Source organism: Corynebacterium yonathiae (genome assembly GCF_027570195.1).
Taxonomy (GTDB): domain Bacteria; phylum Actinomycetota; class Actinomycetes; order Mycobacteriales; family Mycobacteriaceae; genus Corynebacterium; species Corynebacterium yonathiae.
Map to the genome: position 1 here is coordinate 36,984 of NZ_JAKMUZ010000016.1, position 20,232 is coordinate 57,215.

Consider the following 20,232-nt stretch of genomic DNA (forward strand, 5'->3'; position numbering starts at 1 on the left):
AGAAGGGCATCATGAAAAAGCTGTTTTCCACCCTAATTGCTGTCATCCTCATTGCCTCCGTCGCCGTAGCCGGAGTGGTGGTCTGGCAGGTAAGGGAGCCGGTGGACGTGGAGACCGAATCGAGCAATACCAAGGTCATCAAGGCCGTGGAGCGCGAGGAACAAGTGGTGCTGGTTTCGCTGGGCATCGAAGGATTGTCGGAGGAGTCCGCCACCAGCAAGGTTTGGAATTGGCAGGTTCCGGGCAGCGAGCGCACCCAATACATCAAGTACTCCTACCGCGCAAAGCTCGGGATCGAGGGCCCCAGGTGCGAGTAGAAGAGGAATCCCCGCATCATTTCCGCGTGCAGATCCCAGAGTTCATTTTCATCGGTCATTCGGATGAGGACTTCGAAACCGCGGTGGAGGATAATGGCGCGCTGAGTTGGATTACCCCGGATATCGATAAGGCGGAAACCATCACCAAGATCCTCAATGAGGACAAAAAGAAAGAGGACATCGCGGATAATCGCGATATCCTCCAGTCCCAGGCCAAGCAGTTCTACACCGGCATTATCTCCGGCGTAGACCCTGAGGCAGTAGTGGAATTTTCCTTCCGCTAACTAGTCTACCTCGGTGAATTTGCGGTCCCACGAGGAGCGGACCGGGTTGGCATCGGCCAGCAGAATGTCGAAGCGGTCGTTGGCAATTTCTACGATCTCTCCCAGCGCGGTACGGAATTCCTGCTCCGGGGAGTTGGCCAAGCGGCGCACGCCGGCATCAATGACGCGGTCAACAGTGTCATTGGTATCCAGGTAGGCTACAAACGGCATATCGAAGCGCTCACGATAGGCGGCGGAAAGCTCGGTAATGCGCTCGGTCTGTACATCGTCCAGGTCGGTCAGCCCCAAAGAACCGCGATCGGCGGAGATGGTGGCGGCCTTATCGGCGTCGGCAAGCAGCAGCTCATCCATGGCCGGGTAATCGTGGATGAGGGCAGCGCGGCGGGAATCATCCGCGGTCAGCACTGCTACCTGAATGGCCGCGCGCAGCTCATTGACATCGCTGAAGGGGCGTGACTCCCACGCCAGCTCCAGCGGCCAGGTCTCGTTATTAAACAGCGGGCGCAGTGCGGAGACGAATTCCTTGCGGGAAGCGGCGTTGAGCTGCTGCAGGCTTACGCTCTTGCCGACGGCCCGAGACACCTGCGTTCCCTGCTTGCCCCCGGTGTGGAAGAACAGCAGGTTGAGCACGATGGCGGTAATCGCGCCGATGGACATTCCTGAGGAAACGAAGGTCTGCGCCCACTCCGGGAATGCGGTTGCGATATCCGGCTTGAAGGTCACCAGCATGGCCAACCCCAGTGCGGAGGTGACGATGACGGAGTTACGACCATCGGAAAGATCGGCCTTGGCAATGGTCTGCAGGCCTACCCATGCCACGTTGGCAAATAGCGCAAGGGACGCGCCGCCCAGCACGGGGGAGGGGATGGAGGCTACGACTGCACCGGCCTTGGGGAGAATGCCCAGCACCATCATGAACCCCGCAGCGGCGACGGCAACCCAGCGTGACTTCACGCTGGTCAGACGGACCAAGCCGACGTTTTGGGCAAAGCAGGTATAGGGGAAGGAGTTCATCACGCCGCCCACCAAGGTGGACAGGCCATCGGCGCGGATGGCGCGCACGACGTCATCGCGGCGTATGCGCTTTTTGACGATCTCACCGGTGGCGAAGACATCGCCGGTGGTCTCCACCATGGTGATGATCATGACGATGATGAGCGAGAAGATAGCTACCAAATCGAATTTCGGCATGCCGAAGTAAAACGGGGTAGTGATGCCGAGGGCGGGGGCGGAGGAGACCTCGTCAAAGGAGGCGTCGCCAAGCACGAGCGCCACTCCAGTGCCCAAGACTAGGCCGATAAGCACGGCTAGGGTGCCCAGGAAGCCGGAGGAAAAGCGTTGTACCAAAATGATGACCGCCAGCGTGCCAAAGCCATAAAGCAGATCGCGGGTGGCCGGTACCCCCTCGGCGTAATTGACAAAATCATTGGCCGAAACTCCCAAGAGAGAGGTACCCATAACCAGCAGGACCGAGCCAGTAACCACCGGCGGGAAGAAGCGCAGCACCTTGCCAAAGACCGGCGCCGCAAAGAAAGTAAATAGGCCGGCGACGATGATGGCGCCGTAAATGGTAGGCAGCGAGGCTACCCCGCCCGCGCCGTCGGTCGCTCCCAAGCCGATGGCGATGATCGGGGAGACGGCCGTAGTAGTAACACCCTGCACGATGGGCAGGCGCACGCCAATGCGCTTGCCGACGCCCATGGACTGAATGATCGTCGCTATGCCACAGGTCAACAGGTCCGCATTGATGAGGTGGATAGTGGTTTCCGCATCCAGATTGAGCGAACCGGCGATAAGTAGTGGGACGATGACCGCCCCGGCATAAAACGCCAGCACGTGCTGCAGGCCCAGGGCGGCTAGTTTGGGGGTCGGTGGGACGGTATCTACTGGATGCTTGGGCTGGGAAGCCACGAAGTCCTCCTTTGTACGGAAGCGAAGCTGAACGAGAATAACAGTAGAGGTTCGTGCAGGTAGCGGCCAAAATTTCGTGGTGATGCGGAACACGTTCGGGGCTAGTTCACCCCCGATAAAAGACGTACGTGCGTTCTGTATGAAATCACTTACCAGCGAAACAACACGACCGTTTTATAACTGGAGTTTCAAACGATTGCGAGAGTTGTTATTACCAGGGAAGTGGTCAACAATTGGGGACAGAGGGGCTTGGTGCTGTGGCTCGAAAAAGCGGCATTTATCCCCTGATAGAAATTCGCCCGAAAGAAGGGAATTATGACTACCGCAACGCAGCCTCAACAGTTTGAAGCGTGGAAGGGATTTGAGTCCGGTCCATGGACCGAGGGCATCAACGTCCGCGACTTCATTCAGCGTAACTACACGCCGTACGACGGCGATTCCAGCTTCCTGGCGGGCCCGACCGAAAAGACCAAGCGCGTCTGGGAGACCCTGGAGAAGAACTACCTGTCCGTCGAGCGCGAAAAGCGTGTCTACGATGTTGACACCCACACCCCGACCGACATTGACGCTTTCCCGGCCGGCTACATCTCAGACGACGATGACGTCATCGTCGGTCTGCAGACCGATACCCCGCTGAAGCGCGCCATGATGCCATTCGGTGGCTGGCGCATGGTCAAGCAGGCTATCGGTGAAGCAGGCAAGGAAGTCGACCCTGAGGTGGAGAAGATCTTCACCCGCTACCGCAAGACCCACAACGATGCGGTCTTCGATATCTACACCCCGCGCATCCGCGCTGCTCGTTCATCACACATCATCACCGGCCTGCCGGATGCTTATGGCCGTGGCCGCATCATCGGTGACTACCGCCGCGTGGCTCTCTACGGTGTGGACTACCTGATCGAGGAAAAGCAGGCTTCCCGCGATTCCGTCGCAGACGCTGGCTTCTCTGAGCACTGGGCACGCTTCCGCGAGGAGCACTCCGAGCAGATCAAGGCCCTGAAGAAGCTCAAGAAGATGGCTGAGTCCTACGGCTTCGACATCTCCAAGCCGGCTAAGACCGCTCACGAGGCAGTACAGTGGACCTACTTCGGCTACCTGGCATCCATTAAGTCCCAGGATGGCGCCGCAATGTCCATCGGCCGCCTGTCCGCCTTCTTCGATTGCTACTTCGAGCGCGACCTCGCTGCTGGCATCATCACCGAGGAAGACGCCCAGGAAATCATCGACTCCCTGGTTCTCAAGCTGCGCATCGTCCGCTTCCTGCGCACCATCGACTACGATCAGATCTTCTCCGGCGACCCGTACTGGGCAACCTGGTCTGATGCTGGCTTTGGCAACGACGGCCGCCACATGGTCACCAAGACCTCCTTCCGTCTGCTGCAGACCCTGGTAAACCTTGGCCCCTCACCGGAGCCAAATATCACCATCTTCTGGGATCCGAAGCTGCCAGAGGGCTACAAGGAATTCTGTGCCCACATCTCGATTGAGACCTCCTCCATCCAGTACGAGTCTGACCGCCAGATTCGTGAGCAGTGGGGCGACGACGCCGCAATTGCCTGCTGTGTTTCCCCGATGGAAGTGGGCAAGCAGATGCAGTTCTTCGGCGCTCGTGTGAACGCTGCAAAGGCTTTGCTCTACGCCATCAACGGTGGCCGTGACGAGGTATCCGGCAAGCAGGTTGTAGAAGGCTACGAGCCCATCAAGGGCGATGGCCCACTGGACTTCGATGAGGTCTGGCAGAAGTACGAAGAGATGCTGGACTGGGTTGTTGGCACCTACGTTGAGGCCCTCAACATCATCCACTACTCCCACGACAAGTACGCCTACGAGGCAGTCGAGATGGCGCTGCACGATTCCAATATCGTCCGCTCCATGGGCTGTGGCATCGCCGGCCTGTCCATCGTCGCCGATTCCCTGGCTGCTATCAAGTACGCCAAGGTCACCCCGGTTCGCGACGAGACCGGCCTGATTACGGACTACATCACCGAGGGTGAGTTCCCGTTCTATGGCAACGATGATGACCGCGCCGATGATATCGCCGCTACCATTGTCCACACCGTGATGGAAAAGATTAAGGCCATCCCGATGTACCGCAATGCCATCCCGACCCAGTCCGTGCTGACCATTACCTCGAACGTGGTCTACGGCAAGGCAACAGGTGCCTTCCCGTCGGGCCACAAGGCCGGCACGCCGTTCTCCCCAGGCGCTAACCCTGAAAACGGTGCTGACAGCCACGGCATGGTTGCGTCCATGCTGTCCGTCGGCAAGCTGGATTACAAGGACGCCTTGGACGGCATCTCGCTGACCAACACCATTACTCCTTCCGGATTGGGCCGCACCCCAGAAGAGCGCATCACTAACCTGGTGGGCGTTCTGGATGCCGGCTTCATCATGGAGAAGTAAAAACCACCAACCCTCAACCATCTCGAAAAGGAGAAAAACATGGCAACCCCAACTTTCGAAGACCGCATGTCAGCAATGAAGGCAAACCGCGATGCACACCAGATGAACTCTGGTCTGTACCACGCAAACATCAACGTGCTGGACAAGTCCACCCTCGAGGACGCCGTTGAGCACCCAGAGAAGTACCCGAACCTCACCGTTCGCGTCTCTGGCTACGCTGTTAACTTTGTCAAGCTGACCAAGGAGCAGCAGCTCGACGTTATCTCCCGCACCTTCCACCAGGGTTCTTAATCATGGCTGATGGCGTTACTGGTGTTGTCACCCTCTCTCCGGAAGAAGGAGAGCGTGTCCGCGGCGTAGCTGCGGGCCTGGGGGATAATGCACAACTCGATGACATTACCCGCCCGGAGCTCATGGAGGCGCGCCGTACCGGCGATATCGCCCTCGTGCACTCTTGGGAGCTCGTGACCGCCGTCGATGGCCCGGGAACCCGCATGACGATGTTCATGTCCGGATGCCCACTGCGCTGCCAGTACTGCCATAATCCAGACACCTGGGAGATGAAGACCGGCACACTGGAGCGGGTCGAGGATGTGGTCAAGCGCATCAAGCGTTATAAGCCCATCTTCCAAGCTTCCGGTGGCGGTCTGACCATCTCCGGTGGTGAACCCCTCTTCCAGATTTCCTTCACGCGTCGCGTGCTCAAGGAAGTCCACGATGCGGGTATTCATACCACCATCGATACGGCTGGGTACTTGGGCGCGCGCTTGCGAGACGAGGACCTGGACAATATCGACCTCGTGCTTCTCGACGTCAAGTCGGGCGACGAGGAGACTTACCGCAAGGTCACCCAACGCCAGCTCCAGCCAACGCTGGATTTCGGCGATAGGTTGAACAAAATAGGTAAGCCGGTGTGGATCCGCTTCGTAGTGGTGCCTGACCTCACAGACTCGCCAGAGAATGTGGAAAATGTGGCCAATATCGTGGCGCGTTGGAAGTCTAACGTCGAACGCGTCGAGGTCCTGCCCTTCCACAATATGGGCAAAGACAAGTGGGAAGGCCTGGACATGACCTACCAGTTGGCAGATACCAAGCCGCCAAAGCCGGAGGACGTGGAAAAAATCCGCGAGGTCTTCCGCTCGAAGGGTTTGGAAGTTTACTAACCTGGGAGGACATGACCTCCTATCGCCGCTTCGGCCACATAATTAAAGAGCATCACCTCGAAGTCCCGTGGGATTATTCCAATCCCCACGGGACTTTTGGGCTATATGCTCGCGAAATCATCCCGCCCGGTGGAGAGGACCTGCCCGCGTTGCTTTACCTCCAGGGCGGGCCTGGTTTCCCAGCACCCCGGCCACTGGGGCCCACGGGGTTGATTGGCAAGGCACTGGAGCGCTACCGCGTTATTCTCATGGACCAGCGCGGCACCGGCCGCTCGCACCGCATCGATGCGCTTAGCCCATCCGCCGAGCGCACCACAGAACACCTAGCGTTGTTGCGCCAAGACAATATCGTCCGCGATGCTGAGCGTCTGCGCGAGCACCTCGGCCTCGAAAAGTGGTCGCTATTCGGCCAGTCCTTCGGCGGCTTTTGCATTACCGCCTACCTATCTCAAGCACCCGAGCGCATCGAGCATGCCTTTTTCACCGGTGGCATCCCCACGCTAAAGGGCGCGGACGAGCTCTATCGTGCCACTTTCCGCAAGCTCAAGGCCCGCCAGGAGCGTTTTTACCGCGAATTCCCGTGGGCTGAGGAGCGCATCGCGGAGATCATTGCCCACTTGAACAATTCGGATGAGCGCCTTCCTACCGGCGAGCGTTTGTCCTCGCTGCGGTTTCGTACTATTGGCATCGAGCTCGGCCGCGGCACCGGTTTTGATTCGCTGGCTTATCTGCTGGAAGAGCCTTTCCGCACCGTGGCAGGCGAGAAGCGGCTGCGCGGCGATTTCCTAGCGGACGTCGGCCAGCGCGTGAGCTTTGCAGACGGCCCGCTTTATGCCGCTATTCATGAGTCCATCTATGGGGGCGTCGGTGGTCAGGCAGCTACCAACTGGGCGGCGCATCGCGTGCGCGAGGAATTCCCGGAGTTTGCGGAGTCCGGTACGTGGTTGACCGGCGAGCATATTTTCCCCTGGCAGTTCGCCGAGGACCCAGCCTTGCACGCGTTTGCCGACGCCGCCCACGGCCTCGCCCGCCATGAATTTTCCCCGCCCTACGCGCTCGGCGAGGTACCTACCACGGCCGCAGCCATTTATGTCGATGATATTTTTGTTCCGCTCGAGGAATCCTTGGCTACGGCCACCCACCTAAGGGATCTGCGGCCGTGGATTAGCAACGAGTTCCAGCACAACGGCATTCGCGAGGACGGCGCGACCATCTTGGGCAGGCTCTTTGCGCTTATCGACGATCACTAGCGTTTCGCTATTTCCTATGCGAAAATATTGGTGATTGTTACGACATTTAGGGAGATATTTTGATCGCCACCATAGTTATAGTCCTCATCTTGCTCATTATCTTGGGAACCCTCTTTGACGGCTATTTCATCGTTCGCACTCGCGAAGCTGCCATCTTGGAGCGCTTGGGCAAATTCCAAAAGGTGGCGCATGCTGGTCTGCACTTCAAGTTGCCGTGGGTAGACCGTGTGCGCGATAAAATTTCGCTGCAGGTGCGCCAGTTGGATGTGATGGTGGAGACCAAAACAAAGGATAATGTCTTCGTCCAGATCCCTGTCGCCGTGCAATACGAGGTGGTGCAAGGCCGCGAGCGCGAGGCGTACTATATGCTCTCCAACCACGAGCAGCAGATTGTGGCCTACGTGCAGGATAATGTCCGCTCCTCCGTGGCGAATATGGACTTGGATGATTCCTTCTCCTCCAAGGACACTATCGCCCGCAACGTCGCGGCCTCCCTGCGCGATAATATGGCCGAGTACGGCTGGAACTTCGTTAATACCCTGGTTACCGATATCCGCCCCGATTCCCGCGTTCGCGAGTCGATGAACTCCATTAACGCGGCCCAACGCGAGCGTGAGGCGGCCGTTGCCCAGGCAGAGGCTGAGAAGATTCGCGTGGTCAAGGAAGCCGAGGGCGCGGCTGAGGCGAAGAAGCTGCAGGGTCGCGGCGTTGCAGACCAGCGTAAGGAAATCGTCGAGGGCATTGCCCAGCAATACGAGATGCTTCGTGACGCCGGCGTGGAAGAATCCCCCGAGGCGCTCATGCTTGTCTCCCAGTACCTCGATGCGATGGTCGATGTCTCCCACAACGGCCAGGCCTCCGTGCTCTACATGCCCTCCAACCCGCAGGGCATGGGTGACCTCTTCAGCGGCATGCGCGACGTACTCATGGCTAATCGCGCCCTCGATTCCGCCGAGGAGCCGTCGCAGCGCCGCCGCCCGCAGCCGAAGAAACCATCCCGCGCCGAAGAAATCGAGCGCGAGTCTAAGCGTCAGGCCGAGCGTGCCAAGCGCGAAGCCATCGCTGCCGCCCAGCGTGCAGAGCAGCAGCCGCAGGAGGGTCCGGACTCGACTGCGCAGCCACAGGCTGCCCGCGAGTATTTCCAGCAGCTGCGTGACCAATTAAAGAATGAGGACTAGCCCTGAGCATCGATAACCTCTTTGATGCCTATACCGAGCAGCGCGGCATTACCCGCAGCGCGGAGGTGGTGCCGGATCACGAGTGTCAGATTTTCCCCGACACTCATACTTCCTTAGAAGCCGATGACTTAAACTCCGCGCGGAACCTCGTCCACGACATCCTTTCGGCCGACCAAGAGCAAGAAACCCAGTGCGACAGGGACAATACCGACAATAAGTAGATAGGTCCGTTCCGCACCCGCCGAGGAAGGGTCGTAGAACGTCGATAGCGTTCCTGCCAGCGAGGTGCCAATGGCCATGGTGAGAAAATAGAGCGCGGAAAAGCGCGTCGCGTAGGCTCGCGGCGCGTGCGCAGCCGATGCTGCCATGCCCACTGGGCCGATGAATAGCTCGCCGAGTGACATCAAGAAGATGGTTACGGCCAAAACCATAAACGGCGTTGAGTTTTCTCCGCCCCCGACGAACGGCAACAACACAAACATTCCGGAACCGGCAACCATGATGCCCACGGCCATGAGTAGACGCCGCGAGCGTGCCCACCGAGACATCGCTGCTGCCAGAGGTAGGGACAAGACCAAGACAAACAGCGGGTTGAGCGACTGTGTCCACGCGGCCGGAATCTCAAACTCGCCTACCATGCGATTTACCCGCTGATCCGAGTACACAGCTAGCACGCCGTAAATTTGCGGCTGGAGGGTCCAGTAGACCGTAGAGCAGAAAAAGAGCGGGATATATGCTACGACTCGTCGTCGCTCTGGCCCGTTGACACGTGGGGAACGCAGCATGCTGGCGAAGAGGGCGAGGGCGGCCGCGATCGTCGTAAAGAGCAGAAGCCTAGCCAGCTGGTCCGGGGAGACCGCCACCGCGACGATGACGCTGCCCACCACAGCCGCCAGTGCTACCGCTGCGGCCTTGCCCGGCGTGGAGGTGGGGTTGGGAGGCTGTGAATCGAATTCGGTGATTACTCGCCGGCGTAACACCCCGTAGCTAACGCACCCGCAACACATGAGGCCTGCGGCCGCGAGGAAGCCGGCATGGTAGCCGTACTCTTGTGCCAGCCAGCCGGTGAGCATCGGCCCGAGCAAAGCACCGATATTAATCCCTAGATAAAAAATCTGGAAGGCTCCGTCGCGCGCGCCAGCGGTGGGAGGGAAAGCCGCACCCAGGATGGTGATTGCCGCTGTTTTAAGGAGCCCTGATCCCAGCGCAAGCGGCAAAAGCCCAGACACTAGACCCGGCGGGCCGGGAACCAGCGACAGCGCAAAGTGTCCGCATATGAGCAGGCCTGCGCCGGCCAGCAACGTGCGTTCGGCGCCGAGCAACCGGTCGCTGACCCACCCGCCGACGAAGGTGCACAAGTAGAGCAGGCTGCCGTACGCGCCGACGAGCGCTGTGGCCTGCCCCTGGTCCATACCGAGTCCGCCGGAGGTGGAGTACAGGTAGTAAGCGAGGATGGCCTGCATGCCGTAGAAGCTAAAGCGCTCCCACATTTCCAATCCGGCGATCGCTGGCAAAGCCACCGGTAAGCGCCGAATTGAACGATGTTTAATAATTGTCATAAAAGCACTATAACGGCCGAAAGTCTGTGATAGACCTAAATTCATGGATATTGCTGCTCTCGACGCCCGCCACATTTGGCACCCCTATGCCGAGCCGGGCGAGCCAACGCTTGTGGTGGACTCGGCCGCCGGAGTTTATTTAACACTCGCGGATGGCACCACGCTTATCGACGCCATGTCTTCCTGGTGGGCCGCCGCCCATGGCCACGGCCACCCGCGGCTCAAGGCGGCAGCGGCCGAACAAATCGAGAAGATGAGCCACGTCATGTTTGGTGGACTTACCCACGAACCGGCCGCGCGGCTTACCCGCAACCTCATGGAATTGACGCGGGGTGATTTCGAGCAGGTCTTTTATTCCGATTCCGGATCCGTATCGGTAGAAGTAGCCATCAAAATGGCGCTACAGTATGCCCGCGGCCAAGGGCACCCGGAGCGCACCAAAATGTTGACGTGGAGGTCGGGGTATCACGGCGATACTTTCGCGGCGATGAGCGTGTGTGACCCTGAAGGCGGCATGCACTCGATGTGGACAGGCACCTTAGCGCGCCAGATTTTCGCCCCAGCCCCGCCTACCCGCGGAGCTAGCTCGGCCGAACGCGCACACTATCTGCGCGAGCTGGAAGCGTGCGTGACCGAGGAGGTTGCAGCTTTGGTCATAGAACCCGTAGTGCAAGGCGCGGGCGGGATGCGCTTTCACGACCATGAGCTGGTGCGTGGGGCCCGGGATATCTGTGACCGCCACGGTATCGTGCTCATCGCGGATGAGATCGCCACCGGCTTCGGCCGAACTGGCGACCTTTTCGCCACCCAAGCGGCCGACGTTGTGCCGGATATTATGTGCGTGGGCAAGGCGATGACCGGCGGGTTTATGACCATGGCTGCTACGCTCGCCACCGCGAAGGTCGCTGCGGGAATGCGCCCACGCGCGCTGATGCACGGACCGACGTTTATGGCTAATCCGCTCGCTTGCGCCGTTTCGGCCGAGGCAACTGCTCTCATTTTGGAGGGGCAGTGGCGCGAGCAGGTAGCGGGCATCGAAAAGCAGCTGCAACGTGGCTTTGACGGGCTGGCCCAAGAACCGGGAGTAGCGGATGTGCGCGTGCTTGGTGCCATTGGAGTGGTGGAAATGGAACGCGAAGTAAATATGGCCGCAGCGACAGCCGCGGCTGTGGGCCAGGGCGTGTGGTTGCGTCCGTTCGGCCGACTGATTTATATCATGCCGCCGTTTATTAGCACCGCGGAGGAAGTAGCGCAGATGTGCCGCGGCGTGCGCGCCGCGGTGGCGGGAGGACGACAGTGATAATTTACGTGACGGGGACGAATACTGACGTCGGTAAGACTGTGGCCACGGCCGCGCTTGCCAGCGCGTTTAAGCAGCGCGGCCGTGAGGTGGTCTACGCTAAGCCACTGCAGACGGGGGAGCCGGAGGGGAAGGGGGATGCAGCGACCGTCGGCAAGCTGGCGGGGGTGAAGGTAGCAGAGATGGTGCGCTTTCCAGAACCGCTGGCGCCAAATCTCTCCGCGCGCCGGGCTGGCTTGCCCCAACCCGGCCTACATGAACTCAAAGAGTGGATTGCTGCCCTTGACACGCCCGGCCGCGTGGTGCTGGTGGAAGGCGCCGGCGGGCTGCTTGTGCGCTTGACGGACGCCTATACGCTTGCCGACGTCGCCGATAGGCTCCTCATCGTCACCTCTCTGCGCCTGGGCAGCCTCAACGCGGCCGAGCTGACCGTGCGTGAGGCCCAACGCCGCGGAATTGAGGTGCTGGGGCTGGTTGGTGGTTCGCTGCCGGCCGACCCGGACCTGGCTACTCGCCTGAACCTGGAGGAGATGCCGGAGGTGACCGGCTGTCCGTTGTGGGGCAGCCTACCGGAGGGTATGGCGCGCATGACACCGGCCGAATTCGCGCGGGTAGCCGCGGAAGTCTATGCGGACTTTGTAGAGCACGCCGAGTAGCGCTACCTCGCAGAGGCAGCGCTAACGGACCCAGCGGACCTTGCCATTGACTCGGGCAAGGCGCCCGCGCAGCGGCGGAGCATTCGGGTCGTCTTGGTTCACCCCGTTGTGATAGGGGCAGCACACGGTGAGGTTGTCCATATTGGTCAATCCGCCGTGCTTCCATGCCTTGAGGTGATGGATCTGAGCCTTGTCCGCCGGGTGGTTGCATGGCGGCCACGGACAGGTGGGATTCTCGGCCGCGGCCATCCGCCGTTGTTTCTCGGTGGCGTAACGCGAAGTGCGATATAGGTTGACTGGGCCTTTGACAGGGTGGATAAGGGTGGCGAGGCCGTGCTCGGTGAAGGTGCGTTCGACCAGCTTGGCGCCGGTGATGGTGGCACCATTTGTCAGGCGCAGGGTGACTTCTTCACCGTCGCCGTCCAAGATGCGGTCCAGCGCGTTGAGCGGGATGATGACATTGGTCGTGGTGCGCGCCGAAGGCGCAGCCGTGTCGCGAAGGAGATCCCGCAGGGAATCGAGTGGGCGCGCGGGGTTAAGCGCGGCGTCGAGTTCTGCGAGGAAGGCCGAGGGAGCGGTTATTCGCATGGTCCACGGGCCGTTCGGCCGGCGAAGGAGTTGCACGCCCTCGCGGGGTGGCGTGCGGCGCGGGCGGAGGTCGCGGAGGCGCTGTTTGGCGCGGCGAGCGATTTCAGAGGCGGGGCCTCGCAGACGGCACAGCTCAATGCGAAGGTTCCAGGCATCGCGTTTTGTGCGCACTCGGGAGACGTACTTTTCAATCAGCTTGAGCGTTACGAGGTCGTGGTAGCGGGCGGCCGTGGTGGCGTGGCGTTGCTTCCGGCTGAAGTGGGTCGGGCCGAAATAGACCGCGGCAAGCGCGCGGAGGTCGTGGGCTTCTACATCCGGCAAGCCCAGATCGATGAGGGCGCGCTCAGACATGCCGTGGGCCTCGGCGAGAATATCCATCGCCGAGGCTATGTGGGTGGCATAGGCCTGCAGTGCACTCATGGCTGCAACCCTAAGCAAAGTTTGCGGGCGAGCCGAGGTGCAGATGGCCGTAGCTGTGGATAACTTGTTTAAGCGTCAACTGGCCCAGTGGGCCGCGATGACAAAAAGGTGCGAATCGAGCGCGCAGTTAATCTCTACGACCACGGCATCAAAGTCGTTCCAGTCGCCCGCAGTGGCGCAATTGCGCCGTACGGACAGGCTGTGGATAAAGAGGCCAGCCTGGTCAATGCATTCGTCATTGCGTTGGGCGACGCCGCGGTGGCGGAGGATTACACGCGCTAGCTAAGGCCCTTCATCACGCGGGCGACGTGGCCGGTGGCCTTGACATTGTAATGAGTCTGGCCGATGGTGCCATCCGGTTCGACCAAGAAGGTGGAGCGGATAACGCCCTGGACGACCTTGCCGTAGTTCTTCTTTTCCCCAAAGGCACCGTAGGCGGTCATGACGGACTTATCCGGATCAGACAGGAGAGGGAAGTTCAGCTCATGGTCCGCGCGAAACTTCGCCAGTGCTTCCGGCTTATCGGGCGAGATTCCTACAACGGCAATATTTAGATCATTGAGCTGTTCTAGGGAATCGCGGAAATCGCAGGCTTCCTTGGTGCAGCCTGGGGTATTGGCGCGGGGGTAGAAGTAGACGAGTACGCGCTGGCCTGCGTAATCGGCGAGGGAAACGGTGTTTCCGGCGTCGTCGGCAAGCGCAAAGGCAGGGGCGGTATCTCCAACGTTCAATCGGTTTTCAGTCATGGTCCCCACCTTACTTACCGCCCAGGCTGCACGCTGCTGGGCCGGCGGGGTAGAATGAGCCCGTTAAGAGCGAACCTAAGTTAAGAGGAGAACTTCGTGGCACGCAATATTGAAGATATTCAGCGCGATATCGAGCGCACTCGCCGCCAGCTGGCCGGCACCCTAGACGAGCTGGCAGAGCGCAGCAAGCCGCAGAACTTTGCCAACGAGGCTAAGACCGCGGCCACCGATAAGCTGCAGGACCGCAACGTGCAGATGGTCCTCGGTGGCGTCGGTGCCGCTGTGGTTGGCCTGATTGCTTTCTCAGTCTTCCGCTCCCGCCGTCGCAAGAGCGACTTGAAGGAGCTGCAGCGTCTGCTGTCCGAGCGCCACTAATTAAGGAGGTCCCCGCACATTGCGGGGACTTTTTTCGTAGGCTGGGTTGGGATGAAAACACCAATCCCTTTTTATTTGCAGGAAATCCTCACTAAGGTGCGCGATAATCGCGACGGCGCCGTGGCGGATTATATTCCGGACCTGGCCAAGGCGGAGCCCGAGTACCTCGGTGCCGCGATGTGCACCACCACCGGCCACGTCTATTCCGCGGGCGATGATGAGGTGGAATTTACCCTCCAGTCCCTTTCCAAGCCGTTTGTCTACGCGTTGGCGCTCCAGGAGCTGGGCCTCTCCGCGGTGCGCAAGATCGTGGGTATGGAGCCTTCGGGAGAGGCCTTCAACGAACTTTCGCTCAACCGCGATGACCACCGGCCGGTCAACCCCATGATTAATGCGGGCGCGATTGCGGTCACACAATTAATTAATGGTGTGGATTCGGAGCCGGCCGCGCGCGTCGAACGACTGCGCAGCTACTTCTCCCGCCTGGCGGGCCGCGACTTGCATATCGACGACGCCATGCGCTCCTCCGAGCTCGATGTCAGCGAACGAAACCTTTCGCTGGCGCACATGCTGCGCAATTACGACATCATTCAAGACGAGGCCCATGATGCGGTCTCGACGTATATCGAGCAGTGCTCGATTGTGGTGACGGTGCGGGATTTGGCCGTGATGTCGGCAACTCTGGCCAATGGTGGCGTGCAGCCGGTAACGGGCGACAAAATTTTGGATGCGGATGTGTGCCGATTGACGCTGTCGGTGATGAGCTCGGCCGGCATGTACGACGGCGCCGGCCGATGGATGGCCGAGGTGGGTATCCCGGCGAAGTCGGGTGTTTCAGGCGGCCTCCTGGGTACTCTGCCTGGCCAGCTGGGTGTGGCGACGTTCTCGCCTCGGTTGAATAAGGAAGGCAACTCGGTGCGCGGGGTGGATGCGTTCAAGCTGATGTCGAAGGACATGGGCCTGCACCTGATGTCTACGGATGAGCGCTATGGCGTGAACCCGGTGCGCAAGGTAGAGCAGGATGCAGAGCTGACCGTCATTTATCTGCAGGGCTTGATTAACTTCAACGCGGCCGAGACCATTTTGTATGAGCTGATGGAGTCGGATTTTGGCGAAGGCACGGTGGTGCTCGAGCTATCGCATATCACCGGTACAAACCGCGTGGGCCGGCGGATGCTGAAGGAGGGGCTGCGCCGGATTCGCGAGTCTGGCTTCGATATCGCGATCGTGGATCCGGATGGAGAGCTCGAGGATCGCACCATGTCGGACGGCACGCAGGTGCCCAAGGGCGAGCCGGAGGACTACACGATCAACGGCGAGCCTGTTTAGCTTTGGGTTACCTTAGTTAATCAGGTTAGGATGTCCTATGTAAGGCTCATCGCGGCTGCCGCGAGGGCATCCAACGACCAAGGACTAAAAATGGCTCATACCCCCTTCAAAGTGATAGCAGTTGTGGCGGCGTCGGCAACCGCGCTCGTCGGCTGTGGTGCAGCTGAGGAAGTAACAGGCGGCGCCGACAGCGACGCTGAGTTTTCTTTCACCGATATCACCGGCCGTGACGTGGAACTGGATAAGGCCCCCGACCGGGTGATTTTGGGGGAGGGCAGATCGCTTTTTGCTACCGGCGTGCTCAATACCGAGAATCCGCTGGATAAGGTCGTCGGTATCGGCACGGACCTCAAGCAGAACGTGCCGGATTACTACAACGCGCTGGAAAAGGAATTGCCGGCCGTCAATGAGGTTCCGGAAATCGGCGGCTTTACCAAGGGCGATGTCACCGTGGAGAAGCTCGTGAGCTTGGACCCGGACCTCATTGTGCTCTCGCTAGATCAATACGACGCCTCCCGCGAAGCTGGCCTGACCGACAAGATGGACCAGGCTGGCCTGAAGTATGCGATCACCGACTTCCGCCGCGACCCGCTTGAGAATACGCCGAAGACCATGGATATTTTCGGCGAGATTTTTGGCCAAGAGGATCGCGCTGAGGAATTCAACGCGGACTGGCAAAAGACGGTGGATCTGGTTGAGGACCGTGCAGAGAAGGTAAAGGATAAGCCAAAGACCTTCGTCTGGCGCGCGGCCGGTGTGTCCGATTGCTGTGGTTCCTGGAACGATTCCAATATCTCCCAGCTGGTCAACGCGGCCGGCGGCGAGAATATTGCCGATGAAATCATCCCAGGCGAATCCGGCACAATCACCCCGGAGAAGGTTCTAGAATCTGACCCAGACATGATTATTGCCACCGGCGGCGATTGGTCTGAGATGAAGGACGATGAAGGCCACCCTGTTGGCTATGCGGCAGTGGGCTATGGCATTGATGAAAAGGAAGCCAAGGGCAGCGTCGCCAAGCTGCCGAGCAAGCAGGCCGGCTTCGATAAACTGCGTGCGGTCAAGGATCACAACCTGCACAGTATGTGGCACCAGTTCTATGATTCGCCGTTTAATTACCTGGCGCTGCTGCAGGTGGCGGAATGGATTAACCCGGAGGCGTATGCCGATATGGACGTCGCCAAGCAGTGGATGGACGCGCAAGAAAAGTACTCGCCGGTCTCTGGCGAGGGAACCTTCTTTAGCACCAACTAATGGAGGGCGCAGAGGTAGCCGCCCTGGCGCGGCAGCACAAGAAGTTAACGTGGCAACGCATCGGCATTGTTGCGGGCCTGACCCTGATCGCGGCCGTGGCTTTTATTATCAGCAACTTCGTGGGCGCGATCGATATCAGCCCGGGCGAGGTCATTAAGGGCATAGTCAATCCCGCGGGGCTCGATGACCAAACGCGCACGGTGCTGTGGCAGTTGCGCCTGCCTATGGCCGTGATGGCCGTGCTCATCGGCATGGCCTTGTCTTTGGCCGGCGCGGAGATGCAGACCATCCTTAATAACCCGCTGGCCGAGCCGTTCACGCTGGGCATTTCAGCGGCTGCCGCGTTCGGCGGTGCATCCTCCATCGTGCTCAAATGGCAGCTGATTACGCAGCCGCAGTTTAACCTCGCTTTGGTGGCGTGGCTCTCGGCCGCGGTGGCCACCGCGATCATCGTGATTGCGGCCGTTATCCGCGGCGCAAAGGCGGAGACAATGGTGCTGCTGGGCATCGGCTTGGTGTTCTTCTTCCAAGCTATGCTGGCGCTTATCCAGTACCAGTCCTCGGCCGAGGCGCTGCAGCAGATCGTCTTTTGGTCCATGGGCTCTCTTACCCGCGCCAACTGGGCAGCCAATGGTGTGCTGGCGGCCGTGCTCATTATCGCCTTGCCTATCCTATGGGCGCTGGGCTGGCGGCTGACGGCCTTGCGGCTTGGCGATGCCCGCGCTACCGCCATGGGCATCAATACCTCGCGCCTGCGCGTTGTGGTGCTCATTGTGGTCTCGCTGGTCGCGGCGACGACCGTGGCTTTTGCCGGCATCATTGGCTTCATTGGCTTAGTGGGCCCGCACATCGCTCGCATGCTGGTAGGCGAGGACCAGCGTTACTTCCTGCCGGCCTCCATGGCGGCGGGCGCGGCCGTGATGTGTGCAGCGCATGCCGTGAGCCTGATGATTAAACCCGGCTTGGCTATTCCTATCGGCATCGTTACTTCGCTGCTGGGCGTGCCATTCTTTATCGCCATCGTCATGACCCGAAGGAGGGCACTGTGGACGTAGAACTGACAATTTCAGGGCTAAGTGCGGCCTACGGAAAGCACCGCGTGCTGGAATCTGTAGATGTGGAAAAGCTCCATGGCGGGCAGCTAGTTGGTCTATTAGGGCCGAATGCCTCCGGTAAGACAACGCTTATTAAGTCCCTGGCCGGCGTGCACCGCGGCTGCGACGGCGAGGTGGATTTCCGCGTCGACGCTACGGCGCCGCGCGGCAAGCGACGCCGCCAGCTTATCGGCTACGTGCCGCAGGACCTCACCAGCACGGCCGCGCTGCGGGCCTTTGAAGCCGTGCTGATTTCCGCACGCCGGGAGGCCTGCGAAGACCCGATTACACGCACGGGAGAGGTGCTGCACTCCTTGGGGCTGGACGCGATTGCCTCGCGCTACCTCAATGAGCTTTCTGGTGGCCAGCGCCAGCTTGTCGCCGTGGCACAGATGCTGGTGGGCAATCCGGGCCTCATGCTTCTCGACGAACCCACCTCCGCCCTCGACCTCCATCACCAGATTTTTGTATTGGATGAGGTGCGGGCCAAAGCACAGCGCGACGGCAGCCTAGGCCTTGTAGCCATCCATGACATCAACCTAGCCGCGCGCATGTGTGACCAGTTGGTGGTGCTCAAACAGGGCCACATACGCGCCCAAGGTAGGCCTGCGGACGTCCTTACGGGGGAGCTCGTGGAAGGTGTGTATGGGGTAGAGGCGGACGTCGTCCAGCATGGCGGTGCTCCGCTTATCGCCCCGCTGCGGGTGCGGTAGCACAAGACCGGGCAAGTGCCCGGCCTATTTTTTTAAATGGTGCGCCATCGGGCGGTTGATGTCCAGGGCATCGCTAGCAAATAAGTCATGCGCATCTGCGGTGACGGTAACTGGCTTCCAAAACGAAAAATCTCGAGGCGCCGTTCCAAGAACAATGCCTCGAGATTTAAGTTGTGCGCCATCAGGGAATCGAACCCCGAACCCACTGATTAAGAGTCAGTTGCTCTGCCAATTGAGCTAATGGCGCATTGTTGACTTCCTGCCGTGTGGCTCTCTGTGCAACGAGTAGATACTCTAGCAGTCATTCTTTAAAAGTGTAAAATCGCCAGGTCAGAGCGGTTCTGGGGGGTATATAACAAATTGGTTAATGCCTGAAGTTGCTTCTGGTAATTGGCAGAGGGAGACGCTAATCTAGGTTGGTCTTTGAAAGCAGCAATTACGTGTTTAAGGGCAACTCAGTGAAAAATTCCCTCCCTATTGCGCGCCGCCTCGTAGCGGCCGCGGGCGTTGCGTGCATTTCCCTAGCCGCCGCCTCCTGCTCTTCTGATTCCTCAGCCGAGAATCAATCTGCCGATCAAGAATCCACCGCCGCCGCAGGTGCAGGTGCGGAGAAGGATAGCGGCACAGAGTCCGAAAAGAAGAGCGGCCTTTCGGTCTCCGTGAAAGACGGAGCACAGAATGTGGATCCGTCCAAGCCTGTCACCGTGGAGACCACGGGCAAGCTCAAGAGCGTCACCATGACCAATGAAATGGGCGTGGAAGTCAAAGAAAAGCTCTCTAAAGACGCCAAGACGTGGTCTACCGCGGAGGACTTGGGCTATAACCACACTTATTCCATCGTGGCCTCCGATGTAGATGGCAATAAGAAGAACCTCAGTTTTTCCACTCCGCAAGCAGCGGGTGTCGCCGAGGTCTCGCTTACTCCTATCCCGGATTCGGAGGTCGGCGTTGGTCAGGTTATTGGGGTGAATTTCGGTGTGCCAATTACGGACCGCAAGGCGGCCGAAAAGACCATTACTGTCACTACCAATCCTGAGGTGAAGGGGGCCTTCTACTGGGTCAATAACCAGGAAGTGCGCTGGCGCCCGAAGGATTACTGGGAGCCTGGCACCAAGGTTGAGGTGAAGGTCGACCAGTACGGCCAGGACCTAGGCGGCGGCATCTATGGCGGTGAGAATGCCAAGACCAATTTCACCATTGGTGACCGCACGGTGGCGATTATCGATAACGCCACCAAGACGATGAAGGTCTTTAAGAATAAGAAATTCTTGCGTGCCATCCCGGTCTCGCTGGGCCGCGATTATCAGTACGATACGCCGAATGGCCGCTATGTTATTGGCGATGAGCACCAGCAGCTGCTCATGGACTCGGAAACCTTTGGCTTAGCCCATGACGCGGGCGGCTATCGCACGACCGTGGACTGGGCTACGCAGATGTCTTATTCCGGCATCTATGTTCACTCCGCTCCGTGGTCCGTGTGGGCGCAGGGTAATACCAATACCTCGCACGGCTGCATCAACGTGACACCAGAAGCTGCACAGTGGTTTCAGGAGACGATGAAACGTGGCGATGTGGTGCGCGTATTCAATACCTACGGCGAGACGCTTAATGCGATGGATGGCCTCGGTGACTGGAATATGTCCTGGGATGAGTGGTCCAAGGGCAACGCGGACGCTAATCAGTAGCGCCTAA

18 protein-coding genes, 1 tRNA gene and 1 pseudogene are annotated in these 20,232 nt (G+C 59.6%); 15 read left to right on the forward strand and 5 right to left on the reverse strand.

The features are described 5' to 3' along the window. The first annotated feature begins 11 nt into the window (after nt 1–11). On the forward strand, nt 12–317 hold the full coding sequence (locus L8V22_RS08885; RefSeq protein ID WP_269966467.1) for a hypothetical protein: 306 nt from the start codon (nt 12–14) through the stop codon (nt 315–317). Next, nucleotides 308–601, forward strand: a complete 294-nt coding sequence (locus L8V22_RS08890) for a hypothetical protein (RefSeq protein ID WP_269966468.1) — start codon at nt 308–310, stop codon at nt 599–601. The genes L8V22_RS08885 and L8V22_RS08890 overlap by 10 nt, the downstream gene beginning before the upstream one ends. On the opposite strand, the gene L8V22_RS08895 is transcribed toward L8V22_RS08890, so the two are convergent. Beyond that, nucleotides 602–2,512, reverse strand: coding sequence for a solute carrier family 23 protein (locus L8V22_RS08895; RefSeq protein ID WP_238801125.1), 1,911 nt, complete (start codon nt 2,510–2,512; stop codon nt 602–604). It abuts the gene before it with no gap. 315 nt (nt 2,513–2,827) lie between these two features. Here L8V22_RS08895 and pflB point away from each other — a divergent pair. The 4 genes and pseudogenes from pflB to L8V22_RS08915 all read left to right on the forward strand — a co-directional run bounded on the left by pflB (nt 2,828) and on the right by L8V22_RS08915 (nt 8,506). Further along, a pseudogene (gene pflB / locus L8V22_RS08900) lies at nt 2,828–5,206 on the forward strand (formate C-acetyltransferase). A gap of 2 nt (nt 5,207–5,208) precedes the next feature. Further along, nucleotides 5,209–6,078, forward strand: coding sequence for a pyruvate formate-lyase-activating protein (gene pflA / locus L8V22_RS08905; protein WP_238801126.1), 870 nt, complete (start codon nt 5,209–5,211; stop codon nt 6,076–6,078). A gap of 11 nt (nt 6,079–6,089) precedes the next feature. Continuing rightward, nucleotides 6,090–7,328: an alpha/beta fold hydrolase gene (locus L8V22_RS08910; protein WP_238801127.1), complete on the forward strand. Its 1,239-nt coding sequence runs from the start codon at nt 6,090–6,092 to the stop codon at nt 7,326–7,328. Between the two features lie 59 nt (nt 7,329–7,387). Continuing rightward, entirely contained in the window at nt 7,388–8,506 is a 1,119-nt protein-coding gene (locus tag L8V22_RS08915; RefSeq protein ID WP_238801128.1) for an SPFH domain-containing protein, read from the forward strand. Nucleotides 8,507–8,634: 128 nt separating this feature from the next. Here the strand turns inward: L8V22_RS08915 and L8V22_RS08920 are convergent, their stop codons facing one another. Beyond that, on the reverse strand, nt 8,635–10,065 hold the full coding sequence (locus L8V22_RS08920; RefSeq protein WP_269966469.1) for a peptide MFS transporter: 1,431 nt from the start codon (nt 10,063–10,065) through the stop codon (nt 8,635–8,637). Nucleotides 10,066–10,108: 43 nt separating this feature from the next. On the opposite strand from L8V22_RS08920, the gene L8V22_RS08925 reads away from it, so the two are divergent. Both L8V22_RS08925 and bioD read left to right on the forward strand, forming a co-directional pair. Continuing rightward, nucleotides 10,109–11,365, forward strand: a complete 1,257-nt coding sequence (locus L8V22_RS08925; protein ID WP_238801130.1) for an adenosylmethionine--8-amino-7-oxononanoate transaminase — start codon at nt 10,109–10,111, stop codon at nt 11,363–11,365. Then, the gene (gene bioD, locus L8V22_RS08930; protein ID WP_238801131.1) at nt 11,362–12,021 is read left to right on the forward strand and encodes a dethiobiotin synthase; all 660 of its coding nucleotides are present in this window, start codon (nt 11,362–11,364) and stop codon (nt 12,019–12,021) included. The genes L8V22_RS08925 and bioD overlap by 4 nt, the downstream gene beginning before the upstream one ends. Before the next feature lie 21 nt (nt 12,022–12,042). Here bioD and L8V22_RS08935 read toward each other — a convergent pair whose 3' ends face one another. After that, nucleotides 12,043–13,029, reverse strand: a complete 987-nt coding sequence (locus L8V22_RS08935) for an HNH endonuclease signature motif containing protein (protein WP_238801132.1) — start codon at nt 13,027–13,029, stop codon at nt 12,043–12,045. An 87-nt stretch (nt 13,030–13,116) separates the two neighbouring features. Here L8V22_RS08935 and L8V22_RS08940 point away from each other — a divergent pair, with 87 nt between their 5' ends. Further along, nucleotides 13,117–13,311, forward strand: a complete 195-nt coding sequence (locus L8V22_RS08940) for a hypothetical protein (RefSeq protein ID WP_238801133.1) — start codon at nt 13,117–13,119, stop codon at nt 13,309–13,311. Here the strand turns inward: L8V22_RS08940 and bcp are convergent. Continuing rightward, a complete protein-coding gene (bcp, locus tag L8V22_RS08945; RefSeq protein ID WP_005327287.1) occupies nt 13,308–13,775 on the reverse strand; it encodes a thioredoxin-dependent thiol peroxidase in 468 nt (155 codons plus the stop codon). The two genes, L8V22_RS08940 and bcp, sit on opposite strands and share 4 nt — an antisense overlap. Before the next feature lie 96 nt (nt 13,776–13,871). On the opposite strand from bcp, the gene L8V22_RS08950 reads away from it, so the two are divergent. The 5 genes from L8V22_RS08950 (at nt 13,872) to L8V22_RS08970 (ending at nt 18,540) form a co-directional block, all read left to right on the forward strand. Beyond that, nucleotides 13,872–14,150: a DUF3618 domain-containing protein gene (locus L8V22_RS08950; RefSeq protein ID WP_238801134.1), complete on the forward strand. Its 279-nt coding sequence runs from the start codon at nt 13,872–13,874 to the stop codon at nt 14,148–14,150. A gap of 51 nt (nt 14,151–14,201) precedes the next feature. Continuing rightward, nucleotides 14,202–15,479: a glutaminase gene (locus tag L8V22_RS08955; RefSeq protein WP_238801135.1), complete on the forward strand. Its 1,278-nt coding sequence runs from the start codon at nt 14,202–14,204 to the stop codon at nt 15,477–15,479. 90 nt (nt 15,480–15,569) lie between these two features. Beyond that, nucleotides 15,570–16,733, forward strand: a complete 1,164-nt coding sequence (locus L8V22_RS08960) for an ABC transporter substrate-binding protein (protein WP_238801136.1) — start codon at nt 15,570–15,572, stop codon at nt 16,731–16,733. Further along, nucleotides 16,733–17,788 (forward strand): FecCD family ABC transporter permease, encoded by a 1,056-nt coding sequence (locus L8V22_RS08965; RefSeq protein ID WP_238801137.1) that lies wholly within the window; start codon nt 16,733–16,735, stop codon nt 17,786–17,788. The genes L8V22_RS08960 and L8V22_RS08965 overlap by 1 nt, the downstream gene beginning before the upstream one ends. After that, a complete protein-coding gene (locus tag L8V22_RS08970; RefSeq protein ID WP_238801138.1) occupies nt 17,779–18,540 on the forward strand; it encodes an ABC transporter ATP-binding protein in 762 nt (253 codons plus the stop codon). The genes L8V22_RS08965 and L8V22_RS08970 overlap by 10 nt, the downstream gene beginning before the upstream one ends. 174 nt (nt 18,541–18,714) lie before the next feature. Here L8V22_RS08970 and L8V22_RS08975 read toward each other — a convergent pair. After that, nucleotides 18,715–18,787, reverse strand: a tRNA-Lys gene (locus tag L8V22_RS08975). 211 nt (nt 18,788–18,998) lie between these two features. Between L8V22_RS08975 and L8V22_RS08980 the strand changes: the two genes are divergently transcribed. Further along, a complete protein-coding gene (locus tag L8V22_RS08980; RefSeq protein ID WP_238801139.1) occupies nt 18,999–20,225 on the forward strand; it encodes a L,D-transpeptidase in 1,227 nt (408 codons plus the stop codon). The last annotated feature ends 7 nt before the right edge of the window (nt 20,226–20,232 follow it).